The sequence below is a fragment of the Archangium violaceum genome, from assembly GCF_016859125.1.
Taxonomy (GTDB): domain Bacteria; phylum Myxococcota; class Myxococcia; order Myxococcales; family Myxococcaceae; genus Archangium; species Archangium violaceum_A.
Window position 1 is genome coordinate 11,610,128 of the sequence record NZ_CP069338.1, and the last position, 20,625, is coordinate 11,630,752.

19 protein-coding genes are annotated in these 20,625 nt (G+C 66.5%); 6 read left to right on the forward strand and 13 right to left on the reverse strand.

Annotated elements, in window-relative coordinates; translation table 11 throughout:
* Positions 1–23: 23 nt before the first annotated feature.
* Positions 24–2,042 carry a biosynthetic arginine decarboxylase gene (gene speA / locus JQX13_RS48980; RefSeq protein ID WP_203406259.1) on the forward strand — a complete coding sequence of 673 codons (2,019 nt, stop codon included), beginning with the start codon at positions 24–26 and terminating at the stop codon, positions 2,040–2,042.
* Positions 2,043–2,120: 78 nt separating this feature from the next.
* On the opposite strand, the gene JQX13_RS48985 is transcribed toward speA, so the two are convergent.
* Both JQX13_RS48985 and JQX13_RS48990 read right to left on the reverse strand, forming a co-directional pair.
* Complete coding sequence (locus JQX13_RS48985) at positions 2,121–2,681, reverse strand: non-canonical purine NTP pyrophosphatase (protein WP_239014328.1); 561 nt, start codon at positions 2,679–2,681, stop codon at positions 2,121–2,123.
* Positions 2,674–3,516: an SIR2 family NAD-dependent protein deacylase gene (locus JQX13_RS48990; RefSeq protein ID WP_203406260.1), complete on the reverse strand. Its 843-nt coding sequence runs from the start codon at positions 3,514–3,516 to the stop codon at positions 2,674–2,676. The genes JQX13_RS48985 and JQX13_RS48990 overlap by 8 nt, the downstream gene beginning before the upstream one ends.
* A gap of 501 nt (positions 3,517–4,017) precedes the next feature.
* On the opposite strand from JQX13_RS48990, the gene JQX13_RS48995 reads away from it, so the two are divergent.
* Both JQX13_RS48995 and JQX13_RS49000 read left to right on the forward strand, forming a co-directional pair.
* Entirely contained in the window at positions 4,018–4,524 is a 507-nt protein-coding gene (locus tag JQX13_RS48995) for a hypothetical protein (protein WP_203406261.1), read from the forward strand.
* Positions 4,525–4,636: 112 nt separating this feature from the next.
* On the forward strand, positions 4,637–6,055 hold the full coding sequence (locus JQX13_RS49000; RefSeq protein WP_203406262.1) for a 5'-methylthioadenosine/S-adenosylhomocysteine nucleosidase: 1,419 nt from the start codon (positions 4,637–4,639) through the stop codon (positions 6,053–6,055).
* 40 nt (positions 6,056–6,095) lie between these two features.
* On the opposite strand, the gene JQX13_RS49005 is transcribed toward JQX13_RS49000, so the two are convergent.
* The 10 genes from JQX13_RS49005 to JQX13_RS49050 all read right to left on the reverse strand — a co-directional run bounded on the left by JQX13_RS49005 (position 6,096) and on the right by JQX13_RS49050 (position 15,932).
* Entirely contained in the window at positions 6,096–6,884 is a 789-nt protein-coding gene (locus tag JQX13_RS49005) for a hypothetical protein (RefSeq protein WP_203406263.1), read from the reverse strand.
* Entirely contained in the window at positions 6,881–7,399 is a 519-nt protein-coding gene (locus JQX13_RS55055; protein WP_239014329.1) for a hypothetical protein, read from the reverse strand. The genes JQX13_RS49005 and JQX13_RS55055 overlap by 4 nt, the downstream gene beginning before the upstream one ends.
* A gap of 232 nt (positions 7,400–7,631) precedes the next feature.
* A complete protein-coding gene (locus JQX13_RS49015) occupies positions 7,632–8,993 on the reverse strand; it encodes a TAXI family TRAP transporter solute-binding subunit (RefSeq protein WP_203406264.1) in 1,362 nt (453 codons plus the stop codon).
* A 142-nt stretch (positions 8,994–9,135) separates the two neighbouring features.
* A complete protein-coding gene (locus JQX13_RS49020; protein WP_203406265.1) occupies positions 9,136–10,350 on the reverse strand; it encodes a metallophosphoesterase in 1,215 nt (404 codons plus the stop codon).
* 81 nt (positions 10,351–10,431) lie between these two features.
* Complete coding sequence (locus tag JQX13_RS49025) at positions 10,432–12,759, reverse strand: hypothetical protein (RefSeq protein ID WP_203406266.1); 2,328 nt, start codon at positions 12,757–12,759, stop codon at positions 10,432–10,434.
* Between the two features lie 72 nt (positions 12,760–12,831).
* The gene (locus tag JQX13_RS49030) at positions 12,832–13,371 is read right to left on the reverse strand and encodes a hypothetical protein (RefSeq protein WP_203406267.1); all 540 of its coding nucleotides are present in this window, start codon (positions 13,369–13,371) and stop codon (positions 12,832–12,834) included.
* Positions 13,372–13,483: 112 nt separating this feature from the next.
* On the reverse strand, positions 13,484–13,924 hold the full coding sequence (locus tag JQX13_RS49035; protein WP_203406268.1) for an OsmC family protein: 441 nt from the start codon (positions 13,922–13,924) through the stop codon (positions 13,484–13,486).
* A 27-nt stretch (positions 13,925–13,951) separates the two neighbouring features.
* The gene (locus JQX13_RS49040; protein ID WP_203406269.1) at positions 13,952–15,163 is read right to left on the reverse strand and encodes a deoxyhypusine synthase family protein; all 1,212 of its coding nucleotides are present in this window, start codon (positions 15,161–15,163) and stop codon (positions 13,952–13,954) included.
* Positions 15,164–15,207: 44 nt separating this feature from the next.
* On the reverse strand, positions 15,208–15,489 hold the full coding sequence (locus JQX13_RS49045) for a hypothetical protein (protein ID WP_203406270.1): 282 nt from the start codon (positions 15,487–15,489) through the stop codon (positions 15,208–15,210).
* A 14-nt stretch (positions 15,490–15,503) separates the two neighbouring features.
* Positions 15,504–15,932, reverse strand: a complete 429-nt coding sequence (locus tag JQX13_RS49050; RefSeq protein WP_239014330.1) for an RrF2 family transcriptional regulator — start codon at positions 15,930–15,932, stop codon at positions 15,504–15,506.
* Positions 15,933–16,073: 141 nt separating this feature from the next.
* On the opposite strand from JQX13_RS49050, the gene JQX13_RS49055 reads away from it, so the two are divergent.
* Both JQX13_RS49055 and JQX13_RS49060 read left to right on the forward strand, forming a co-directional pair.
* On the forward strand, positions 16,074–16,913 hold the full coding sequence (locus JQX13_RS49055) for a PHP domain-containing protein (protein WP_203406272.1): 840 nt from the start codon (positions 16,074–16,076) through the stop codon (positions 16,911–16,913).
* A 145-nt stretch (positions 16,914–17,058) separates the two neighbouring features.
* On the forward strand, positions 17,059–18,420 hold the full coding sequence (locus JQX13_RS49060; protein WP_203406273.1) for a cytochrome P450: 1,362 nt from the start codon (positions 17,059–17,061) through the stop codon (positions 18,418–18,420).
* A gap of 24 nt (positions 18,421–18,444) precedes the next feature.
* Here JQX13_RS49060 and JQX13_RS49065 read toward each other — a convergent pair whose 3' ends face one another.
* Complete coding sequence (locus JQX13_RS49065) at positions 18,445–20,040, reverse strand: methyl-accepting chemotaxis protein (protein WP_203406274.1); 1,596 nt, start codon at positions 20,038–20,040, stop codon at positions 18,445–18,447.
* A gap of 210 nt (positions 20,041–20,250) precedes the next feature.
* Between JQX13_RS49065 and JQX13_RS49070 the strand changes: the two genes are divergently transcribed.
* Positions 20,251–20,622, forward strand: coding sequence for an NADH-quinone oxidoreductase subunit A (locus JQX13_RS49070; protein WP_203406275.1), 372 nt, complete (start codon positions 20,251–20,253; stop codon positions 20,620–20,622).
* Positions 20,623–20,625: the final 3 nt, after the last annotated feature.

Consider the following 20,625-nt stretch of genomic DNA (forward strand, 5'->3'; position numbering starts at 1 on the left):
TGACCGGGAGAGCAGGAACGCAGATGGCTTCGATCACTCCTCAGCACCGTTGGACCATCGCAGATGCCCAGGACACCTACGGCATCCGCAACTGGGGCTCGCCCTACTTCGGCGTCAACGACAAGGGTCATGTGTGTGTCCATCCGGATGGGCCCTCTGCGCCGAGCATGGACCTGAAGGAGCTGGTGGACGAGGTGCGTCGCCGGGGCATCGGCCTGCCGCTGCTGCTGCGCTTCACGGACGTGTTGCGCCACCGGGTGGTCCACCTGAACCAGGCGTTCCGCAAGGCCATCTCCGACCACAACTACAAGGGCCAGTACCAGGGGGTGTACCCCATCAAGGTGAACCAGCACCGGTACGTGGCGGAGACCATCGTCGAGACCGGCAAGCAGTTCGCCTACGGCCTGGAGGCCGGAAGCAAGCCGGAGCTGCTCGCGGTGATGGCGCTGCTGGACCAGGAGGACGCGCTCGTCATCTGCAACGGCTACAAGGACGAGGAGTACGTCGAGACGGCGCTGCGCTTCAGCCGCCTGGGCCGCAAGGTGATTCTCGTGGTGGAGAAGCCCTCAGAGCTGCCCCTCATCGCCGAGGTGGCGCGCAAGACGGGGATTCAGCCGCGCATCGGCATGCGGGTGAAGCTGTCCTCGCGCGGCGCGGGCAAGTGGGAGGCCTCGGGTGGTGACCGCTCCAAGTTCGGCCTGTCCTCCTCGGAGCTGATGAGCGCCATCGGCTTCCTGAAGGAGACGGGGCTGCTGCCGTGCTTCGAGCTGCTGCACTTCCACCTGGGAAGCCAGATCTCCAACATCCGCAACGTGAAGAACGCGCTGCGCGAGGTGGGCCGCTTCTTCGTGGAGGTGGCGCGCCAGGGTGCCCCGCTGAAGTACCTGGACGTGGGCGGCGGCCTCGGCGTGGACTACGACGGCTCGCAGACGAACTTCACGTCGTCCATGAACTACACGACGGAGGAGTACGCCAACGACGTGGTGTTCGCGGTGATGGAGGCGTGCGACTCGGCGGGCGTGCAGCACCCCATCCTCGTGTCCGAGTCGGGCCGCGCCGTGGTGGCGCACCACGCGGTGCTGGTGGTGGACGTGCTGGGCACCAGCGAGTTCGATCCGGTGAGCGTGCCGGACAAGGCGGATGAGAAGGCGCCCTCGGTGGTGCGCAACCTCCTGTCCACCTTCAAGGACGTGACGAACAAGAACCTGCTGGAGGCCTACCACGACGCCCAGGACTACAAGGAGGAGACGCTGACGCTCTTCTCCCTGGGACACCTGTCGCTGGAGCAGCGGGTGATGGCGGAGAACATCTTCTGGGCCCTCTGCCACAAGATCATGCGGATCGCCGGGGAGTCGGGCGAGATTCCGGAGGAGCTCGAGACGCTGGAGAAGCAGCTGTCGGACACCTACTTCTGCAACTTCTCGGTGTTCCAGTCGCTGCCGGACTCGTGGGCGATCGATCAGCTCTTCCCCATCATGCCCATCCACCGGCTGAACGAGCGGCCGTCGCGGCGCGCGGTGCTGGCGGACATCACGTGCGACTCGGACGGGAAGATCGACCACTTCATCGACAAGCGCGAGGTGAAGGACGCGCTCGAGCTGCACCCGCTCAACAACGACGACTACTACCTGGGCATCTTCCTGGTGGGCGCGTACCAGGAGATTCTGGGCGACCTGCACAACCTCTTCGGTGACACGCACGCGGTGCAGGTGTCGCTGGCGCCCAACGGCGGCTACCTGATCGACCACGTGGTGGAGGGCGACACGGTGACCGAGGTGCTCAACTACGTGAGCTACAACAAGGACGACCTCGTGGCGAAGCTGCGCAAGTCCACCGAGGTGGCGCTGCGCAACGGGCGCCTCACGCTGGACGAGTCGCGCCAGCTGCTGCGCATGTACGAGGAAGGCCTGTCCGGCTACACGTACCTGGAGCGCGAGGTGGACGCCTCCTTCGTGTCCAACCACGGCCAGCTGCGACTGGTGACGCAGGACACGGGCGCGTCCGGCGGCGGCAAGGCGCCCGTTCCGCCCACGGGGACCTGAGGCAGCGGGGCATCCCGCCAGGCTTCCGGCACAACCCGGTCCAGGCCCCAGGCACTTTCAGTGTTTGGGGCCTTTTCATTAGATGCCGAGGAGCTTCCTGAGCTGGGCGTAGGCCTTGGCGCTTCCGCTACAGGCGAGCTTCTCATCGCGCGTCATCTCGCCCATCACCTTGGAGTGGCCGTCCGGCATGAAGACCGGCTCCCAATGAATGCCACCCCGGACCGTCTGGGTGGGGACGATGCTCCCCTCGACGCGCCCCTCGTAGGTCTGGAACGTCTTGCCATCGCAGTAGCAGACCATCTGCACCACGTGGGCCCGTCGCGACTGGCCTTCTGGAATCAACTCGCAGATGCGGCCTTCGAGCGTCTCCCAGAACGGCTTCACCAACGGCCCCGGCAGGCCCGCGAAATGCTCGATGTAGAGCCCCCCGTGCTCCACGAAGAGCGGCACGAGTGCCTGCTTGTACGCGGAGAGGGCCTTCTCGCGGACGATGGTGGCGAGGTCCGAGGAAAGAACCTCCGCCACCTCCTGCCTGAGCAGGCGCGGCGGGTTCTTGCTGTCCCGGAAGTAGTGGACCACGTCCTCGTGCTTCCGCGGATTCGACGAGCTGAAGTAGATGACCATCGTCCCCTCAGACATGCAGGGCGTCGAGCAACTCGACGACGCTCTTCGATTTGTTATCCGGATCCAGGGCGATCACGTCGATGTGCCATTGCTCGAGGAGCCTGGGCTGCACACAACCGTGGCCGAAGGTCGCCCAGTAACAACGTTGATCAGGCGCGATGGGCGTCCCCGGCGCCTGATTCTCGCGGCGCATCTGATCCATCCGGTACCAGATGTAGCGGAGGTTGGTGTCACCGAAGTTGTAGCCGAGGAAGAGGAAGATATTGCCGAGCAGATCGGAGCGAAGCCGCTGGTCGGGAGCGGCCTCCAGCCGGAGACGGTTGAAGAACTCACTCTCGGTCAGCACGACCGTGTCGGGGTGGGCGAGGTCTCCATGGAATTTGATGACCTGACACGCATCGGGCTCCACGGGACGCATGAAATCCTCGAGCCGGGTCAGGACCGCGGCCTTCTTCCCAGCGTCGCGCAGGGCCTCTTCGATGTGATGCTCGAAGTTCGTCGTGTAGATCGTCCGGAAGTCGCAGCGCGACAGCGCCTGGTGCTGAATGGAATTCTTGCGGCGCGCATCCACCTCGGGCGCGTGGAACTTCTTCTCCATTTCGTGAACGAACGCCCGGAGCCCCCCGGGGTACTCGAGGTGGAAATAGCCGGCCAGATGCGGGGGCAGGCCGTGGACCTCGAAGAGCGCGGGCTCGAAGCCCAGCGCCTGACCCATCCACCCCATGAGCTCCTTCCACAGGGGGAGTTGGAGCGGCGCGGAGAACCCCGCCCCGAGGAAGGGGATCAGGCGCCGCTCCTGGTAGGCCTGCCGCAACCTGGGGATCGCTTCCTTGATCGTCAGCACCGACATGTGCGCGATCTAATCGGATACCGCCTCGAAGTGCCACCCGCCATGAGAGCAGCGCAGTGGAGGCGGGCAGGCAGGCAATGTCGTGCCCACACGATCCTTTTGAGCAGCAACCTCGCTGACGAAACGAAGCCCGGACAGTCGAAACCGAGGACGGTCCCCGTCTTGACACCCTCGGCCTGCACCATGCTCTCCTTGGGAGTACTTGAAGCCCACGTTCCGAGGGGGAACATGTTTCGCGGTTCCAGATATCTCTTCGCTCTTTCTTTCTTTTTCCTTTTCGTGGGTTGTGATTTTCCGCCCCCTTGCTCCCCGGAAACCTGCTCGGGTTGCTGTATGGAAGGTGTCTGCCAGACTGGAAACACCGTAGGTGGCTGTGGCCGTGGCGGCGAAGAATGCAAGCAATGCGGAACAGGCTTCATCTGCGCCTCCGACCAGCAATGCACCGCGCAGAGCTCGTGTGACACCTCGACCTGTCCGGGGTGTTGCTTCAACGGAACCTGCGTGACGACCCCCACCACCAATGCGTGTGGACTGAATGGGGATCTCTGCAAGCAATGCGGCCAGAACACCGTCTGCGACGCGAGCACCGGCCAATGTGTGCGCAACCCACAGAGCAAGTGGACCGTGAGTGCGGTACGCGCCGAGGTGACCCCCCTGGATACCAACGGCTCGGGCTGGGACATCGGCGATGACTCCGCTCCCGACGTCTTCGTGTCCCTGCTCTGCCCGCCATCGAGCGCCCCCAACGCCATCTCGACCCCGGCCGCCGAGAGCTATGCGCCCGAATGGACGACCCTCGGCTGCACCGCCACCCTGCATGACCTGACGAAGGAATCCGTACAGATCGTCGTCTTCGACTACGATCCGTTCACGCCTTCGAACGATCTCGTGGCCAGCTTCACGATGCAACTCAAGGATGAGATCATCTCCGACCAGAGGGAGTTCACCATTGCCCCGACCCAGGCCCTGAAATCCATGACGTTCCGAATCACCCTCGCAGAGAACTGAGGTCCGCTCCGTGACCTCCCAGCACGCCATGCCCTCCCAACCCTCGAGACATCAGTCAACCCCAGGGCTTCGAGCACTCATCATCACCGCACTGCCTGTCGAATCGAGGGCGGTGCGTGCGCACCTGGAGCAGCTATCGGAGGTTGTGCACGAGCAGGGGAGCATCTACAAGCGCGGCCTGTTCGCCGCTCGAGATGGGTGTTGGGAGGTCTTCGTGGTCGAGACCGGGCCGACCAACATGCCCGCCGCGACCCAGACGGAACGCGCCATTGGCAGATTCAAACCCCAGGTCGCGCTCTTCGTCGGGGTCGCCGCTGGACTGAAGGACGTCGTGTTGGGAGATGTCGTCGCGGCATCCGCGGTCTACAACTATGAATCGGGGAAGGAGGCCGGAAAACTCCGCTCGAGGCCCAGAGGAGTCACCAGCAGTCATCTTCTCTCCGAGCGAGCGCGCGAAGAATCAAGCTCCAAGGACTGGCTGCGCCGAATCAAGGACAGGCAAACGGAGCTCCATCCCAGGGCATGGAGAGGTCCCATTGTCTCGGGCGAAAAACTCCTCTCCGACGTGCAAGGAGATCATTACCAATTCATCCGCGAGCACTACGATGATGCCCTGGCGGCGGAAATGGAGGGGAGTGGCTTCATGGTCGCCGCAGATGCCAACAGGAGTGTACACGCGATCGTGATTCGCGGCGTTTCCGATCTGGTGGAGGGGAAATCCGGGTCCGACGCAGCTGGATGGCAATATATCGCATCCAGACATGCCAGCGCATTCGCCTTCGAAGTCCTATCCAAACTCAGCGCAGCCCAATTCGCGTCGCCCTCGACTGAGAACGAAGACCGTGAGGCCCCCGCGAAGCCCACCACGAACGAGGCTTCTTCCTCCAGCCAGGACCACGGCGCTCCCGGGAGCAGGAAGACGGGTTCTTCTCGAGGGAATTTCTTCTTCACCCTTCTGGCTTTGGGCGCGGGCGCTCTGGCGTACAAACTGCTCGTCCCGAGGCAGCCCGATATCAGGACTCAGCTCCCCGTCCAGCACGTGCAGGTAGGAGTGGGAACCCCTTCGCGGCAACAACCCCCACCCTCCGGGCAGAACCCCCGCCCCACCCGTCCCCGGCCTTCCTTGATAGGGCCCGTGCGAACTATCGCTGAATTGCGTTCCCTCACAACTGTCTTGCCATCCTCGAGGGCGTCCGAAACCATGGCGCTCACGGAACTGGCTCCGGGCCATCTCGCGTTCATCCAACCCTGGAATATATCCCCGACCGCCAAGGCAACCTCCCTGCGGACTTCCCAGAATACCTTCGAGGTACACCGCTTGGGCTCGGGACAATTCGTTCTGGTTGGCCGCATTTCCCGGCAGGATGAAGCCGAGCTCGAGACAGGTACTCGACTTCTCGCTCTACAGCCGGACACCGGGACCGATGGCCAGAGCATCATCGGCATTCCTTTTGAGATGATTCGCTCCACCCAAGTGCAAAGCGGTGCTCGCGATCTCAAGAATCTCCGAGTCGAACTCACGGCGCCTTGAGTATCCAGCAACGCGTAGCTCTCGGACGAGCCCGCCCCCATCACCCTGGGGGAGTAAGCCGCACCTCTTCTGGACTGCTGACCACGGAAAGAGGGAACAGGGCCCGGTGGTGGATGTTGGGGTAATACACCGCGAGATGGAGCTCGTCCCCCACTCGCACCCAAGCCCGTCTCGAAGACTCGGCCGGAGCCCTCCACCAGGTGTCCGCCTCCTCTCGTGTCTCGAAAGAGGCCACGGCAACGGGGCGCTCTTTCTCCGTAAGCTCGGCGAGATACCACTCGAGAGCACGGTTCCGCGGGAGGCGGCGGATGTTCGTTTCGCGCTCATAAAAGACATCATGGTACGAGTTCGCGATGAGCACGTTGGCGGGGTCTGGTGGGTTCGGGTGATTCGCAAGCCAGGCCTCCGCCTCCTCCCGCGTGTCAAACGAAGCCACTACATAGGGAGGAGCGTTGGTCTCGACGTACTCCTGAAAGGCCGTGAAGGACTCCTGCTGGCCGGTTGACTCGATGTAGCGAATCGCGTCGAGGATGGCCTGACTCTGAGCCGACTCCTCGGCAGATTCCGGTTCATCGCGAAGCTTCTCGAAGAAGCGCTTCGTCCTACCCATGAGTTCTTTCAGCTCCGCGTTTTCACCTTGATGAGAAGGGCGGAGGGAGCCGGGCTTCTTGAAGAAGTCTTCAAAACCGTAACGCTGGCCGGTGGCGGAGATGAAATCCAGAGCGTCTCGTGCCAAGCCAAGAATTCGTGCCTGCTCGGAAGGTTGGTCCTGTGTCCAACGCCTCCCAATCACTGGATGTGCGTTCACAAGAGCAGAGAGGCTCGTCATTGCTCCACCTGAGTGAAGGGGTGCGTGGAGGAGACGTTAGATGAAGTCAGCAAGACGGCTGGCGCGAGCACCAGAAGCCCGGCTCCGCTACTAGCGATGACGAAAGCGACGCCCGCGATGACGACAATAGTGCCTACCAGAAGCTCGCGACGGTGCTGCTTCAGCCAGTCGACTGCGCTGTCGACAACGGAGAAGCTGATCCGAAGTGCGCCGGCCTCGGCCATATCTCTGAGATTGCAACAATCCAGATATGCCGGCCTGCACTTCTCACGACATATGGAATTTTTGGAACCAGCACTTGCATGGGTCCAATTACGGCCCTTCAGGCTGGATCTGCACATTTCTTCGCATCCATCGCGCTCAGCCTCGCAGTCGCGGTTGAAGGAGGCACGAACGACCTGTCCTTCGAAACGGCTATTGCTCGCAAGGTATGGAAGCTTGGATAAGTCATAACCGCTGAGTGGTTCCCATGTATGAACTATCTGCCCATCCTGGGCCTCTTGGATGATGAGCACGTAGCGGGACAAATCCATGGAGCCAGATGGACCAGACGGCACGTACCCGGTAGCACTACAAGAGAGAAGTAGCAGGCTGAGGCCTGACGCAATGAGGCGTTGGGAGATTGCGCCGGTGTCCATGACGAACAGTCTGAGCGTGGGTACTCCATAGCGTCAAACGAACACCACCGGGTAATGTGTAGTGGACAACGGATTTTACAAAGCTTTGGACACATTCAGCGGCGAGACCTCACGACACCTTCAATGCGCCCTCCTCGACACGAGGCGCTCCCGGCAACGTCGTGAGTCGCTCCTCCAGACGGTTGCGGATGTAGCCCACGTGCATGCGTAAATCGTAGAACTCGTCCATGTAGCTCAGCGGCACCTTCACGCCGCCAATCTCATGCTCCAGCTGCTCGAGAAGCAGCAGATCCTTCCGGACCTGCTCGACATCCGTCATGCTCCGTAGACGCTCGTCAATGACTCGCAGCCGCGCATACCAGCGGTAGATGCGCGAGCGGATGCTCCAGCGGTAGACCGGCGGAGTGAGCCTCAGCAGCGGCACCAGCACCACGAAGAGCGGAATGAGCAGGACGACGAACCGGTGGATCAGCGCCGCGAGCCAGAAGGGCAACACGCGCCGCAGGAAGTCCGGGCCGTGCGTCAGGTAGTACCGCGCCTGCTCGTTCACGGGCAGCTCGGTCAGCGTGGCGTTGGGGAACGTCCCGGGATCGCTGAGCAGATCGCCTCCCCGGTGCGTCTGGTCCGCCGCCTCCGTCAGCAACGCGACCACGGCGGGATGCACGTCCTTGCGCGCCACCAGCACCGCCGCGGGCGCCACCAGTTGCACCTCCCGCTCCGGCAGATCGCGCGCCAGGTCCAGCGCTCCACGGTGCAGCGTGACGGGTGACAGGTACCGGAACCGCCGCGCGTAGGAGTGGGCCTGCTCGAAATTCATCAGCTGCACACCGGGCGTGGCCAGCAGTTCGGCGAGGAAGGGCGCCGTGGGCCCCATGACGAAGACGGCCGCGTCGACCGAGCCCTCTCGCAGCGCCTCCACCGCCTTGTCCCCGCCAATGTTGACGAGCGTGGTGCCGGACTTCTCACCCGTCGCCCCGCCCGCGGCCAGCAGTTCCAGGGCCAATGCCCGCACGCCGCTGCCCTCCGCCCCGACCGCGATGCGCTTGCCCGCCAGCTGACCGGGCCGCTCGAGCCCGGGCTCTCCCCGGTAGAACACCCACACCGGCTCCAGGTACAGGCTCGCCAGCGCGACCAACTCCCGCCGCTTCTCCTTCTCGGCGGGGGCCGTGCCTCCCTGAACGATGGCGACATCGACGCCGGAGTCCGCAGTGCCCAGCAACCTGTAGTTCTCCAGCGAGCCCGCCGTCTCCCGGACGACGAGCTCCAGCCCCGCTTCCTCGAAGTGTTCCGCGTATTGCTGGGCCACCGCGTGGTACGCGCCGCTCGCGGAGCCGGTGGCAATGACGACCGTATGCGGAGGGGCCGGCTCGACGAACTGCCACGCCACCGCCACCACCGCCGCGAGCACCACGGCCACCACCGCGGCCGCGCGCATCATCTCCACACGCGACATCAATGACCGAGGACTCACGTTTCGCGCTCCCTGCACCAGTCCCTCCTTCGCCAGCGCCGGGCATCTTAGCGTGCAGGTGCTCTACCTCTCGTGCTCGGTCGCCCGACTGCTTCGGAGGCAACGTCCCGGACGTCGAGGTGACGTCCTCGTGACGAGCGCCCTACGCCGTCAGCACGAGCTTGACGATCTCCGGGGGGCTGCCCACGCGCATGGGCGGGCCCCAGAAGCCACAACCGCGGCTCACGAAGATGTGGGAGTCACCGTGATGGTAGAGCCCCGCGGAGTGATCCCAGACCAGGCCGATGAAGAAGGTCATGGGAACGAGCTGCCCACCGTGGGTGTGGCCGGAGATCTGGAGGTCCACGCCCCGCTGTGCCGCGACCACGAAGTTGGCGGGCTGATGCGCGAGCAGCACCGAGGCGCGGTCCGGGTCACGTCCCGCGAGCGCCAGGTCGAGATCGTACCCCTTCCTGCCGCGCCGCCGCCCCCCGCTCCAGTCATCCACGCCCACCAGGTCGAACGAGCCGCCCGCATCGCCGATGCTCACATGACGGTTGCGCAGCACCCGGACGTCGAGTGTCTCGAGGAACGCCGTCCACGCCTCGTCACCGGAGTAGTAATCATGGTTGCCGGTGACGAAGAAGGAGCCGAAGTGCGACTTCAGGTTCCCGAGCGCCGCCACCGAGCCCCCGAGCGTGGGCACGTCCCCGTCCACGAGATCGCCCGTGATGGCCACGAGGTCCGGCCGGAGCGCGTTGGTCTGGCGGACCAGCTCGTCCATGAACTCGCGCCGGATGAAGGGTCCCACGTGGATGTCCGTGAGCTGCACGATGCTGAAGCCGTCCAGGGATTTGGGCAGCTTCGGAATCTTCACCGCCACCTCGGTCACGCGCGGTGGGGCGAAGGCCCTCCAGTTCCCATACGCGGCGAACCCGCCACCCGAGACGAAGGCGCTCCCGGCCACCACTCGCGAGAGGAAGCGCCGCCGCTCCTCATCCACCAGCGGAGAGGGAGGCACGTCCACGGGAGACGCTCTCGGGGACTCACGGATGGCGGGCGAGCGAAACCGTCGTCCCAGCGCCGCGAGCCCCAGGCCGAGATCCAACACGAGGAGCGCGAGCACCAGGAAGAGCCCCAGCCCCATCCAGGAATAGGACGCCACCAGGAACACGGTCGAGAACGCCTCGGGGAGCGCGTCCTGCAGCGTGCGCCGGAGCAGCAGCCCGAGCGTCAACAGGAGGAGCATCACCACCGCCAGCACCCGGAGCGCACGGCTGCGCACCGTGTCCCGTACCAGGCGCCTGTACAGGTAGACGTGCCCCAGCACGGCAGCGGTCATGATGAGGATCGAGAAGGTGGGGAACCGGGACGGCATGGGAGCGAATCCTAGAATGAAAGCGGGTCGGGCCGAGGGCTCAACGGCTGGACGGTCTTGGGATTCCCACTGCCGGGCACCTCAGCGTCGGCGCCAGTTCATCACCCGGGCGAGGAACACCGTTCCGAAGACGAGCACCGTGAAGGCCGCGGTGTAGCCCAGGAAGATGAGCCAGCCGGTGGTGGCGCCCGGGATGCCCACGGTGGGGCTCATGTCCTGGAACTGCGCTCCGGAGAAGAACCCGCATGCGAGGCTCACCGGCAGGAAGACGAACACCAGAATCCCCACCATCCGGTCGAACTGATCCCTCTTGTACTGATCCAGCTCCGAGGCCTGATCCCTCATGGCCTCCACCGTCTCCTGCAGCCCGTGCAGCGAGTGCCAGGCGAGGTAACGCGCGTTGACGTCCGGATCCTCGCTCACGCGCGTGTGCCACAGGGAGTTGGTGAAGAGCATCACGTCCGAGCGGACGCTGCGCGCGGGCCGCAGGTTCTGCCAGCGCGAGGTCCGGTAGCGCTGCTCCACCTCGGCCATGCGCCGGCTCGTCTCGAAGGCCGAATAGCGCTGACCGATCGTGAGGAGGAAGAGGAGGACGTCCCGGTCGCACGCGAGCGGCCCGCGCTCCTCTTCCTCGATGAGGAACTCGAGCCGGGCGCCGCCCGTCGAGGTCAACCAGTGCTCCGTCTCGCCGGCGGCATCCCGGAGGACCCGCCGGCTCTCGGCCGCGGCCTCCGACGGCAGCTTCTCCAGGGTGGGCTCCGTGCCAGAGGCGAGCGCGTGGAAGAGCCCCTGCATGGACCGCGAGTCATCGAGCATCGACGAGCGTCCACGGGAGATGCGGTAGGAGCCATAGACGAGCCATCGCTCCGGTCCCAGCGGCGCGAGCCAGGGAGGCAGTCCCCGCAGGGCCTCGAGTTCCCACAACGCCTTGCCCTCCGCGAGCGCCGCCTGCTCCTGGGCGAGCGCATACAGCGAGGTCGGCGTCTTCCCGGGGCGTTCGATCCACACGACGACGAGCCGGTTCGGGTAGACGGAGACGCGCACGGTGTGGCCATCGGCGGACTTCTCGTAGTGCATCACGTCCGCCTCGTGCGTGGCGCCCAGGAACGAGTGGACCACCGCGGGGTGGAAGGACGAGCCCTGGGGGGAGAAGTCACACCGGCGGAACCCCCGGGACACGAGCTCCGCGTCCGGCGCCGGTCCCCGCCACAGGAAGGGCCGGGCGAAAACGGTGTGGGCGCGAAGGACGTGGACATGGCGGCCGACGTTGAACCGGTCCCAGATGGCCTCCCATAGCTCGCGGCGCGACAGCCGGGTGCCCGAGTACGGGACCGCCACCATCGTCGAACGTCCGACGGGACTGGCGTAGCCGTCCGAGTACCACGGGTCCGAGTAGTCATTGGGCTGGCGCTCGAAACGGCGCGCGCCCCGCTTGCGCGGCGTCCCATCCGGTAGCCGGTCTCCCTCGAGCTCGTCCAGCGCGCCCGCGAGATCCGCGAGCGATCCCGCGCGCTCGGGGGTGATCGAGATGGCGTGCCAGGGCCTGGTCTGCTCCGGCCGGGAGATGTGGACGGCCATGAAGTCGAAGCCCTGGCCGTAATGGGTGTTCTCGCTGTCGGTGCGCGCGAGGAGCCGCAGGACGGTGACGTCCTGGAAGGAGGACAGGAAGAGCGCGTCCACGCGCCGCACGGCCCCGTCCTTGCGCGCGTCCAGTGGAATGTCGAGCTGCACCCGCTGGGCGCGAGACAGCTCGGCGCGGTACAGGCGCTCGTCCGCCTTGAGCCGCCGGGAGATGACGGGGGGAATGAGCCCCTCGGGCAGCTTCGCGCACTCCGCGGGGAGGCGGACCACCTCCAACACCGATACCATGAGCTCCAATACCTCGCGGGTGGGGCGGTCGGTCTCCGAGCTCCAGAGGTTCAACGCGGCGTAGAACACCGTCCCGAGGGCCCGCTCGTAGTCGCCCACCGTCTCGGTGTGGCCCTGCTCCCACTCCCCCAGATAGTCGGCGAGCGCCTCGGCTCCCTCGGGCCAGGAGCCGTGGAGGAGCCGGTACACGGCCAGCAGGGAAGCGCAGACGACGTCGAGGGTGTGGACATGGATGCGCAGCTTGAGGGGCCCGATCGCTCCATCCGGCTGGCCTTCCCTGAGCTGCCGGGAGAGCTCATCGAGCGCGTCGGCGGAGAGGAGGACGGCGCCCGTGGTGGAGCGCACCGAGCGCTGCATCCACTGGGGCAGCTTCCACGCCAGCATGCGCGGGTGTGGAGGCAGGGACTCGCTCCGAGAGCCCACGCTGATGAAGAGCTCCCGTGCTTCCGGCTCGACTCCAGGAGCGGACTTGTCGGTGGTCCACTCCACCTGTCCCTCCCTCAGCAGGAACTCCACCACCTGTCGCAACTTCGCATCCATGGGGGGCACCTTATAGGCCCCGTTCCTCGCCGTGTCTTGGATGCGAAGTGCCGCGCGGGTGCTCCTCTACCCTCACCCCGGCCCTCTCCCGGAGGGAGAGGGAGTGAGGGGCAGCACGGAACCTTCATCGGGTCCGGAGAAGGCCTCTTCCGTGGCCGTCTGCCTCAACCGCTCCAGGGCGCGCCGCTGGTGCTCCGCCCTCGTGATGAGCGCCGCGAAGTCGAAGCGGGCCAGGCGCTCGTCCTTGCGTGACAGGCGCCGCAGCGTCCGCCACAACGACAGCCGCCCCTCGGTGCCCAGGCACAGCCCCTCCAGCTCCACCACGCGGCTCAGCGGCGAGTAGCTCGTCAACCGGCCATTGAGCTTCAGCCGGGCCAGCATCTCGCCCACCCAGGCCACGCCCTCCTTCACCGGATCACGCCTCAATCCCAGCGCCGACAGCACATTCAGGAGGACCGAGCGATCCTCCCGGAGCTCCCCCACCAGCGTGTCCAGGTACTCGCCCACGGAGTTGCCCGCGTTCTCCGCCTTCGCGCGGCGCGCCAACTCCAGGCCCACGGTGGAACCCGCCAGATGGTCGTTCAGGTAGATCCTCAACAACTCCACGTTCACGCCACCCTCCTCGTGCTCACTCCCACCCGGAGGAGGGTCGGCATGCCCGGGCAGCGGCGCAGGAGGCCATGCCCGGGCGTTCGGAGAGCAGGCGGAGGAGCGGGTCCGCGTCCTACCTGGGCGCGTCCGGGTAGCGGAAGGAGACCGGCAGCTTCACGTCCGGGTGCAGGCTGCGCGTGACGGGGCACCCATGCGCCACCTCCTCCAGCCGGGCGCGCTGCGCGGCGGAGAGGCCCGCGGGCATGTCGATCTCCAGCACCAGCTCGCCGATGCGGCGCGGCGGAGGCGTCATCCGCTTCTCCACGCGGGCCCTTGCCTCACCGAAGGGAATGCCCTCGCGCGAGGCGGCCAGGGCCATGGTGGTGAGGGCGCAGGAGGCGAGCGCCGCGCCCACGAGGTCCGTGGGGGAGAAGGACATGCCGGTGCCACCGTTGTCCTTGGGCGCCTCGGTGGTGATGGACGTACCGGACGGGCCGTGCTCCAGCTTGCAGTGGAAGCCCGGCGCGCTCACGACGTTCATCACGACGCCGGTGGCGGGAGTGGATTCGCTCATGGTCGTGGCTCCTTCTGTGACGTGGACTCAGCGGACGTACGCGGTGTGCTCGTCCGGGTTGGGCTTCGGGTCCTCGGGGCTCCAGTCGATCGTCTTCATCAGCGACTTGCGGCGCTTCTGCACGTCCTTGTCGAGGAAGGCCACCGCCTCCTGCATCACGTCCATGAGCCGGCGCGGCTTGCGCTTCATCTTCGTGTCGCTCAGCAGGGCGTGGGTGAGCCACGGGAAGACGGCGGTGACGTCGGTGTGCACGTACATGGAGCCCGCCTCCACGGCCTCCATGGACACCTTGCCCCAGGTGTGGCCCTCACCGGCCGGGCAACTCGAGAGCGCTCCGTTGTCCACCGGGTCCACGCAGAACTGCACGTCGATGTCGAAGCCATCGGTGGGCACGCCGAGGATCTGATCCAGCAGCGGCTCGCCCTGCAGCGTGTAGTTCTTGGGCACGCCACCGCCGAGGATCCAGATGGCCATCTTGTTGGAGAAGTGGTGGCGGCAGTAGTGCTGGATCGCCGACATCCAGTAGACGTCGTCGTTGATGTCGATCTCGAACTTGAACTCCGCGCCCAGCAGCCGCTTGAGCTTCACGGCGTTGAGGAAGATGGAGCCGTCCTGCACGGCGCCCACGAAGATGGGCACGCCGTACTTGTAGCAGGTGGACAGCAGCGACGGCTGCTTCACGCCGAGCTGCTTCTCGATGGCCTGGATGTTCTTGCCGAGCAGGTAGTGGAACTCGGCGGTGGTCATCTTGCGCTGGAACTCGGGGCGGCGCAGGAGCGCGGAGAAGAGCCGGTCGGTGTCGAGCAGCGCCTCCTCCCAGAAGCCCAGGTCGTAGATGCGGATGATGCGGGCCAGGCGGTACTGGAGGTCACCCGCGTTGGGGTTCACCTCGCGGATGGCGTGGCCGATGATGCGGTGGGCATCGTGGTAGAGGTTGGCGCCGGTGGTGGTGAGCGCGGAGATGATGCCCTTCTCGATGAGCGGGATGATGCAGCTCTGGTGGAGACCCGCCGGGGTCATCGCGCCCGAGAGCGTGAGGAAGATGGAGGCGTCCACCTCCATGGAGCGGCGCATCAACTCGAACGCGGTGCGCTCCTGGCGCCCCACGTAGGCGGAGAAGGCGTGCTCCAGGAGCTCGGAGGGAGACTCCTTGCCGGTGATGGGACGCGGGTCCGCCTTGCGAGCCCCCGAATAGTGGGAGCGCAGGTTCTTCTTGCTGTTCGAGGGGGTCTTGGCCATGGCGGGCGATCTATCACCGCCCGCGCGCCGAGGGGAGCACCGGTTTACTTGCGCTTCTTGCCCTTGCCGCCCCGCTCGTCCTCGTCGGGCTCGGGCAGCTCCGGGTCGGGGGTCCCCAGCACCCGCTGGCGCACCTGCTCGGGGGACAGGTGTCCGGTGTCCGCGACGACGCACGAGACGTACGCCAGGTCCGCCAGGGCCCGCATCGCCCGTGCGCGGACCGCCTCGTCCTCGGAGGACAGCAGCTCCGACGCGGCGGAGACGTAGCTGCGCGCCAGCGAATCGAAGAGATACACGCGGTTCTCGATGGTGTCGTCCTTGGCCATGGGCCCTCCTCCACTCACTCCACTCGCCGCGATTCCGCGGCCGGACGTGTGGGAGCTCCGGGCGCCTCGTGCAGGTCGCTCATCGCGAGCCGGTCCAGCGTGGCGTGGCGGTAGACCTCCAGCATCCGTTGCTGGCCGAGCTTCCACACGCCGTACATGGTGCAACTGCCGGTGGCCTTGCAGGAGTCGTGGGCACTGCCGTCCTGGCAGACATTGACCACCACTGGACCTTCGACGGCCTCGATGACGTCCAGGAAGGACACCTCCCGGGCCGGCCGGGCCAGCGCGTAGCCGCCATGGGCCCCTCGCGTCGAGCGAACCATGTTGCGCTCCACGAGCGTCTTGAGGATCTTCGCCAGGAAATCCTCCGGCACGTCCATGCGGCGGGCTATCTCCCGGAAGGGAACCGTGCGATCCATGGGCTGCGAGGCCAGGAAGATCATGGCCCTCATCCCGTATTCGATCTTCCGGGAAATCTGGAATGGGTGCTGCTGCATTGCCGCCGTCGCTGGTGAGACCCAGGTTTATCCCACATCCTACGAAGCGTAAGCGGACCTTTCAACCCGAGCCCCTTGGAGTCAGTCGTGATCGATCTGCATTCCCACACCACGGCGAGTGATGGCCAACACTCGCCCGCCGAGTTGCTGGCCCTGGCGGCGAGCGCCGGAGTGACGGTGCTGGCGGTGACGGACCACGACACGGTGGCGGGGCTGGGGGAGGCGGAGGAGGCGGCGCGGGCGCACGGAATCGAGCTGGTGCCGGGCATCGAGCTGTCGGCGTTCGTCCTGAGGCGGGAGGTGCACATCCTGGGGCACTTCGTGCGGCCGGACTTCCCGGAGCTGGCCAGCTACGCGGCGCGGCTGCGGGTGGAGCGCGAGCAGCGGATGGAGCGGATGGTGGAGGGCCTGCGGAAGATGGGCTTTCCGGTGAGGATGGAGGAGGTGCGGGCCATCGCGGGGAGCGCGCAGCTCGGGAGGCCGCACCTGGCGCGGTTGCTGGTGGAGCGGGGCTGGTGCCTGGACGTGAAGGATGCGTTCGACCGGTTCCTGGGCGCGGGCAAGGCGGCGTGGGTGGATCGCTTCAAGCTGGAAGGGGCGGAGGCCATCCGGCTCATCCACCGCGCGGGAGGCACGGCCACGCTGGCGCACCCGGGCAGCTCGAAGGTGGAGCGCTACGAGCTCCTGCAACTGGCGAAGGCGGGGCTGGACGGGATGGAGGCGCTGCACGCGGACCACAACCCGAGCGTGCAGGAGAAGTACCTGAGGTTCGCGAAGGAGTTCGACCTGGTGCCCACCGGAGGCAGCGACTTCCACGGCGAACAGGTGACGCCGGGCAAGCGCCCCGGAGACTCCACGACGCCCGCCGCGAACTTCGCGAAGCTGCGCGCCCGGGCCTCGAGTCAGGCGGCACATCCGGCGAGCTGAATGTGCGGAAGCGCTCGTCATGAGCACTTGATGACAGACAACCTGAGGGGGGCGTCACCCTGATGACAAATCCCAGGCGAATCCGCCAAACCCGCTCACGCGTCATGGATTTGTAACGGGCCCCGTGAATTGTCTTCACGCCCCCATGCAAGCCCTGACCAACCTGCTCTTCCAGTTGCCCCAGAAGGAAACCCACCGGGACGGAATCCCCATCCTCCCCGGAGGACTCCCCCTGGTGGGGCACGCGCCCTTCAACATCGGCTCTCCCCTCACCTTCCTGCGCGACGCCGCCTCCAAGGTGGGTCCGCTGTTCTGGATGAAGAACATGGGAGGCTGGTCGCTCGTGTGTATGGGAGAGCCCGGCTTCGAGTTGCTCAAGAACCGGGTGACCAGCAGCGAGTTCATCCGCGAGCAGGCGCCGGATTTCATCGGCGACTCCCTCTTGTCTCGGGACGGGGTTCCCCATCGCAATCTGCGCTCGGCCATGAGCGGGGCCTTCACGCCCCGGGGGCTGACGTCCAGTGGCGCCGCCGCCATCTCGGCCGAGGTCATCGAGGCGAGCGTGGCCGGCCTCCCCCAACAAGGCCCCTTCTCCCTGCTCGCGGAGACCCAGAAGCTCGCGCTCGACATCATCTTCCGCATCATGGGCATCGACCGGAGCGAGCTGGAGGCCTGGAACCGGAACTACCGCGACTTCGTGCTGGGTGCCCTGCCCGTGAGGCTCGACCTGCCCTTCTCGCCGGCCAGGCGCGCCAGTCGGGGCCGGCGATGGCTCGACGCACGCCTCGCCGACCTGATCTCCGCGGCACGGGGCAAACCGGACATGAAGGGGACGCTCGCGGCCCTGCTGACGGCGCGCGACGAGGAAGGAAACGCGCTCGGGGATTCGGACCTCATCCAGAACCTGCGCCTGCTGGCGCTCGCGGGGCACGAGACGTCCGCGTCGGTGATGGCGTGGCTGGGCATCGTGCTCGCCCAGCGGCCCGATCTCTGGGAGAAGCTGCGGGACGAGTCGATGGCGGCGCCGGGCCTGCCCCGCTCGCCGGACGAGCTCAAGCGGCACCCCTTCGCCGAGGCGCTCTTCCGCGAGGTGCTGCGGATGTACCCCCCCGTGGCGTTCACGGCGCGTGAGGCCACCGAGGACCTGGTGCTGCACGGCAGGCGGGTGCCCCGGGGCACGATGATCACCGTCCCCATCGGGACCTACGGCTACGACCCGGCACTCTTCTCCGAGCCGGAGTACTTCGATCCCTCGCGCTGGATGGGGAGGCGGGTGCCACCGTCGGCCATCGAGACCGCGGCCTTCGGAGGTGGTCCCCACTTCTGCCTGGGCTACCACCTGGCCTGGATGGAGGTGGTGCAGTTCGCCGCCGCGTTCGCGCGCGAGCTGACGCGTCGGGGAGTGCGGCCCCAGCTCGCACCAGGAGCGGCGCCCCCCAGGCTGCGCCACATGCCCTTCGGACAGCCCCCGAAGAAGACGCGCATCGAGCTGGCGCGGGCCGCCTGACCAAGGGGGGGGAGCCCCCTCGGCTCAGCGGTCGCGCGCCACCTTGAACTTGCTGGTGAGCACGGTGAGGCTGTCGGCCACGTTCTGCAGATCCTGGGCGATGCGGGTGGTGCGGCCCGTGGCGTCCACGCCCTGCTTCACCAGCTCGGCCACGTTGCGCGCGCCCTGCACGGCCTGCTCACTCGACTGACGCTGCTGCCGCGTGGCGATGGTGATCTGCCGTGCCGCCTCGCTCGTGCCGCGCGCCAGCTCCACGATTCGCTGGAACACCGCCGAGGCCTGCTCGGCCACCTCCACGCCCCGGTCGCTGGTGGCCATGCCCACGCGCGCCTTGGTGGCCGCCTCGTTCCCGGAGTCCTGCACCTTCTCCACGATGCGGGCGATGTCCCGCGCCGACGCGGACACGTTCTCCGCCAGCTTGCGCATCTCCGCCGCCACCAGCGAGAAGCCCCGGCCCACCTCGCCCGCCTTCGTGCCCTCCAGCGCCGCGTTCAGCGCCAGCAGGTCCGAGCGCTCCGCCACCTGGTTGATGACCTGGGCGATCTTCGACACCTGCTGCAGATCCTGGTTGAGGCCCACGATCGCGTCCGCCACGCCCTTGGACTCCATGCGGATGTCATTGATGCCCGCGACCACCTGCGCCACCACCGCCATCGCCTCGGCCACCGCCTCGTGCGTGCGCCGCGCGCTGGACTCCACCACCTCGGTGGAGCTGGAGATCTGCTCGGCCGTGCGGCTCAGCTCCTCGAAGGTCGCGGCGATCTGCTGCGCGTACGCCGCCTGCTGGCTGATGACGTGTTCCTGATCCGCGGACGCACCCGTCAGCCCGCGCGAGGCGCTGGAGAGCTGATCCAACCGCGCCAGCAGCTCGGAGATCGTGCCGCGCAGCGTGCCCAGCATCTCGTTGAAGGAGTGCGCCATCATCCGCACCTCGCCCGCCGAGGCCACATCCACCTCGCTGAGCGACACGTCTCCCTGCGCCACCTCGCGCGCCGCCTGGGACATGCGCGTCACCGGCTCGGCGATGACCCGCCCGATGAAGAAGGCGATGAACAGGCCCACCACCATGGCGCCCAGGTACACGAGGAGGGTCGGCCAACGCAGGGCCGCCACCTCGGCGTTCACCGCGGCTCCGTCCAGGCCCAGCACGTAGGAGTGGCCCCCGGGCAGTCCGCAGATCGCCACCGGGTTGCCCTGCATCCGCGTCACCGCGCAGCCCGTCCCCATATCCGACGAGCCCCGCGTCCCGCGTGGCATGCTGCCCCGCTCCGTCAGCACCTTGCCGTCGGGCGCCAGCACGGCCTGGAAGGACACGGAGCCGGTCTGCTCCACCCGCTCGAAGATGTGCGAGAGGTGCTTCACCTCGCGCAGCCCTCCCTCGGGCGCATCCATGGGATGGGGACCCGGAAGCGCCGGAAGCACCGCGCCCCGCTGCTCCAGAAGAGAGGAGATCTCATCCGAGGCGAGCAGCCCCACGGCCAATGCCCGCTCCTCGAGCCGCTTGAGCCCATGGGAGCGCTGCTGCTTCGGAAAGTAGAAACCGCTGAACAGGGCCACGGCGAGGCTGGGAACCAGCACCGCCAAGGCCACCTGCCAGCGCAAACTGAGCCGACCCCACATGCCCGGGCTCTCTCCTGTCTGATCGGGAAGACGCGCCAGGCGACCCTAGGCGCCCGGTGCGCGAAGCGTCAAACCCCCCGCTCCTGGACGCTCGGCACCTGAAGGAGGACGACCGAGCGGGCCCCGCCGCTTTCCGCTGGCATATCCGGGGGTTGGATCCCGGGTTTACCCATTGACACCGCTTCCGGGTGTCCCTAGGGTCCGCCCCGAATGAATACCAACCCTCTCGCCCCCTATCTGCCGCTGGCGATCGCGCTGCTGCTGGCGGGCGTGCTGGCGCTCGTCATCGTGCAGCTGGCCGCTCTGCTGGGCCCCAGACGTCCGAGCGCCATCAAGTCCACGGCCTTCGAGGCCGGCTCCGAGAGCAGCGGTACCGCGCGCCAACGCTTCGCGGTGAAGTTCTACGTGGTCGCCCTCCTCTTCATCGTGTTCGATGTCGAGGCGGTCTTCCTGTACCCCTGGGCGGTGAACTTCCAGGCACTCGGCTGGTTCGGCTACGTGGAGATGCTCGTTTTCGCTGCGACCCTCGTCGTGGGCCTTATCTACATCTGGAAGAAGGGCGCCCTGGAGTGGGAGCACTGAGGA

What these genes read in the sequence shown, in the direction of transcription:
- speA (WP_203406259.1), top strand. Translation starts at nt 24, where the DNA reads ATGGCTTCGATCACTCCTCAGCACCGTTGGACCATCGCAGATGCCCAG.
- JQX13_RS48985 (WP_239014328.1), bottom strand. Translation starts at nt 2,681, where the DNA reads ATGTCTGAGGGGACGATGGTCATCTACTTCAGCTCGTCGAATCCGCGG.
- JQX13_RS48990 (WP_203406260.1), bottom strand. Translation starts at nt 3,516, where the DNA reads ATGTCGGTGCTGACGATCAAGGAAGCGATCCCCAGGTTGCGGCAGGCC.
- JQX13_RS49005 (WP_203406263.1), bottom strand. Translation starts at nt 6,884, where the DNA reads ATGACGAGCCTCTCTGCTCTTGTGAACGCACATCCAGTGATTGGGAGG.
- JQX13_RS49020 (WP_203406265.1), bottom strand. Translation starts at nt 10,350, where the DNA reads ATGCCGTCCCGGTTCCCCACCTTCTCGATCCTCATCATGACCGCTGCC.
- JQX13_RS49025 (WP_203406266.1), bottom strand. Translation starts at nt 12,759, where the DNA reads ATGGATGCGAAGTTGCGACAGGTGGTGGAGTTCCTGCTGAGGGAGGGA.
- JQX13_RS49035 (WP_203406268.1), bottom strand. Translation starts at nt 13,924, where the DNA reads ATGAGCGAATCCACTCCCGCCACCGGCGTCGTGATGAACGTCGTGAGC.
- JQX13_RS49040 (WP_203406269.1), bottom strand. Translation starts at nt 15,163, where the DNA reads ATGGCCAAGACCCCCTCGAACAGCAAGAAGAACCTGCGCTCCCACTAT.
- JQX13_RS49045 (WP_203406270.1), bottom strand. Translation starts at nt 15,489, where the DNA reads ATGGCCAAGGACGACACCATCGAGAACCGCGTGTATCTCTTCGATTCG.
- JQX13_RS49050 (WP_239014330.1), bottom strand. Translation starts at nt 15,932, where the DNA reads ATGATCTTCCTGGCCTCGCAGCCCATGGATCGCACGGTTCCCTTCCGG.
- JQX13_RS49060 (WP_203406273.1), top strand. Translation starts at nt 17,059, where the DNA reads ATGCAAGCCCTGACCAACCTGCTCTTCCAGTTGCCCCAGAAGGAAACC.
- JQX13_RS49065 (WP_203406274.1), bottom strand. Translation starts at nt 20,040, where the DNA reads ATGTGGGGTCGGCTCAGTTTGCGCTGGCAGGTGGCCTTGGCGGTGCTG.
- JQX13_RS49070 (WP_203406275.1), top strand. Translation starts at nt 20,251, where the DNA reads ATGAATACCAACCCTCTCGCCCCCTATCTGCCGCTGGCGATCGCGCTG.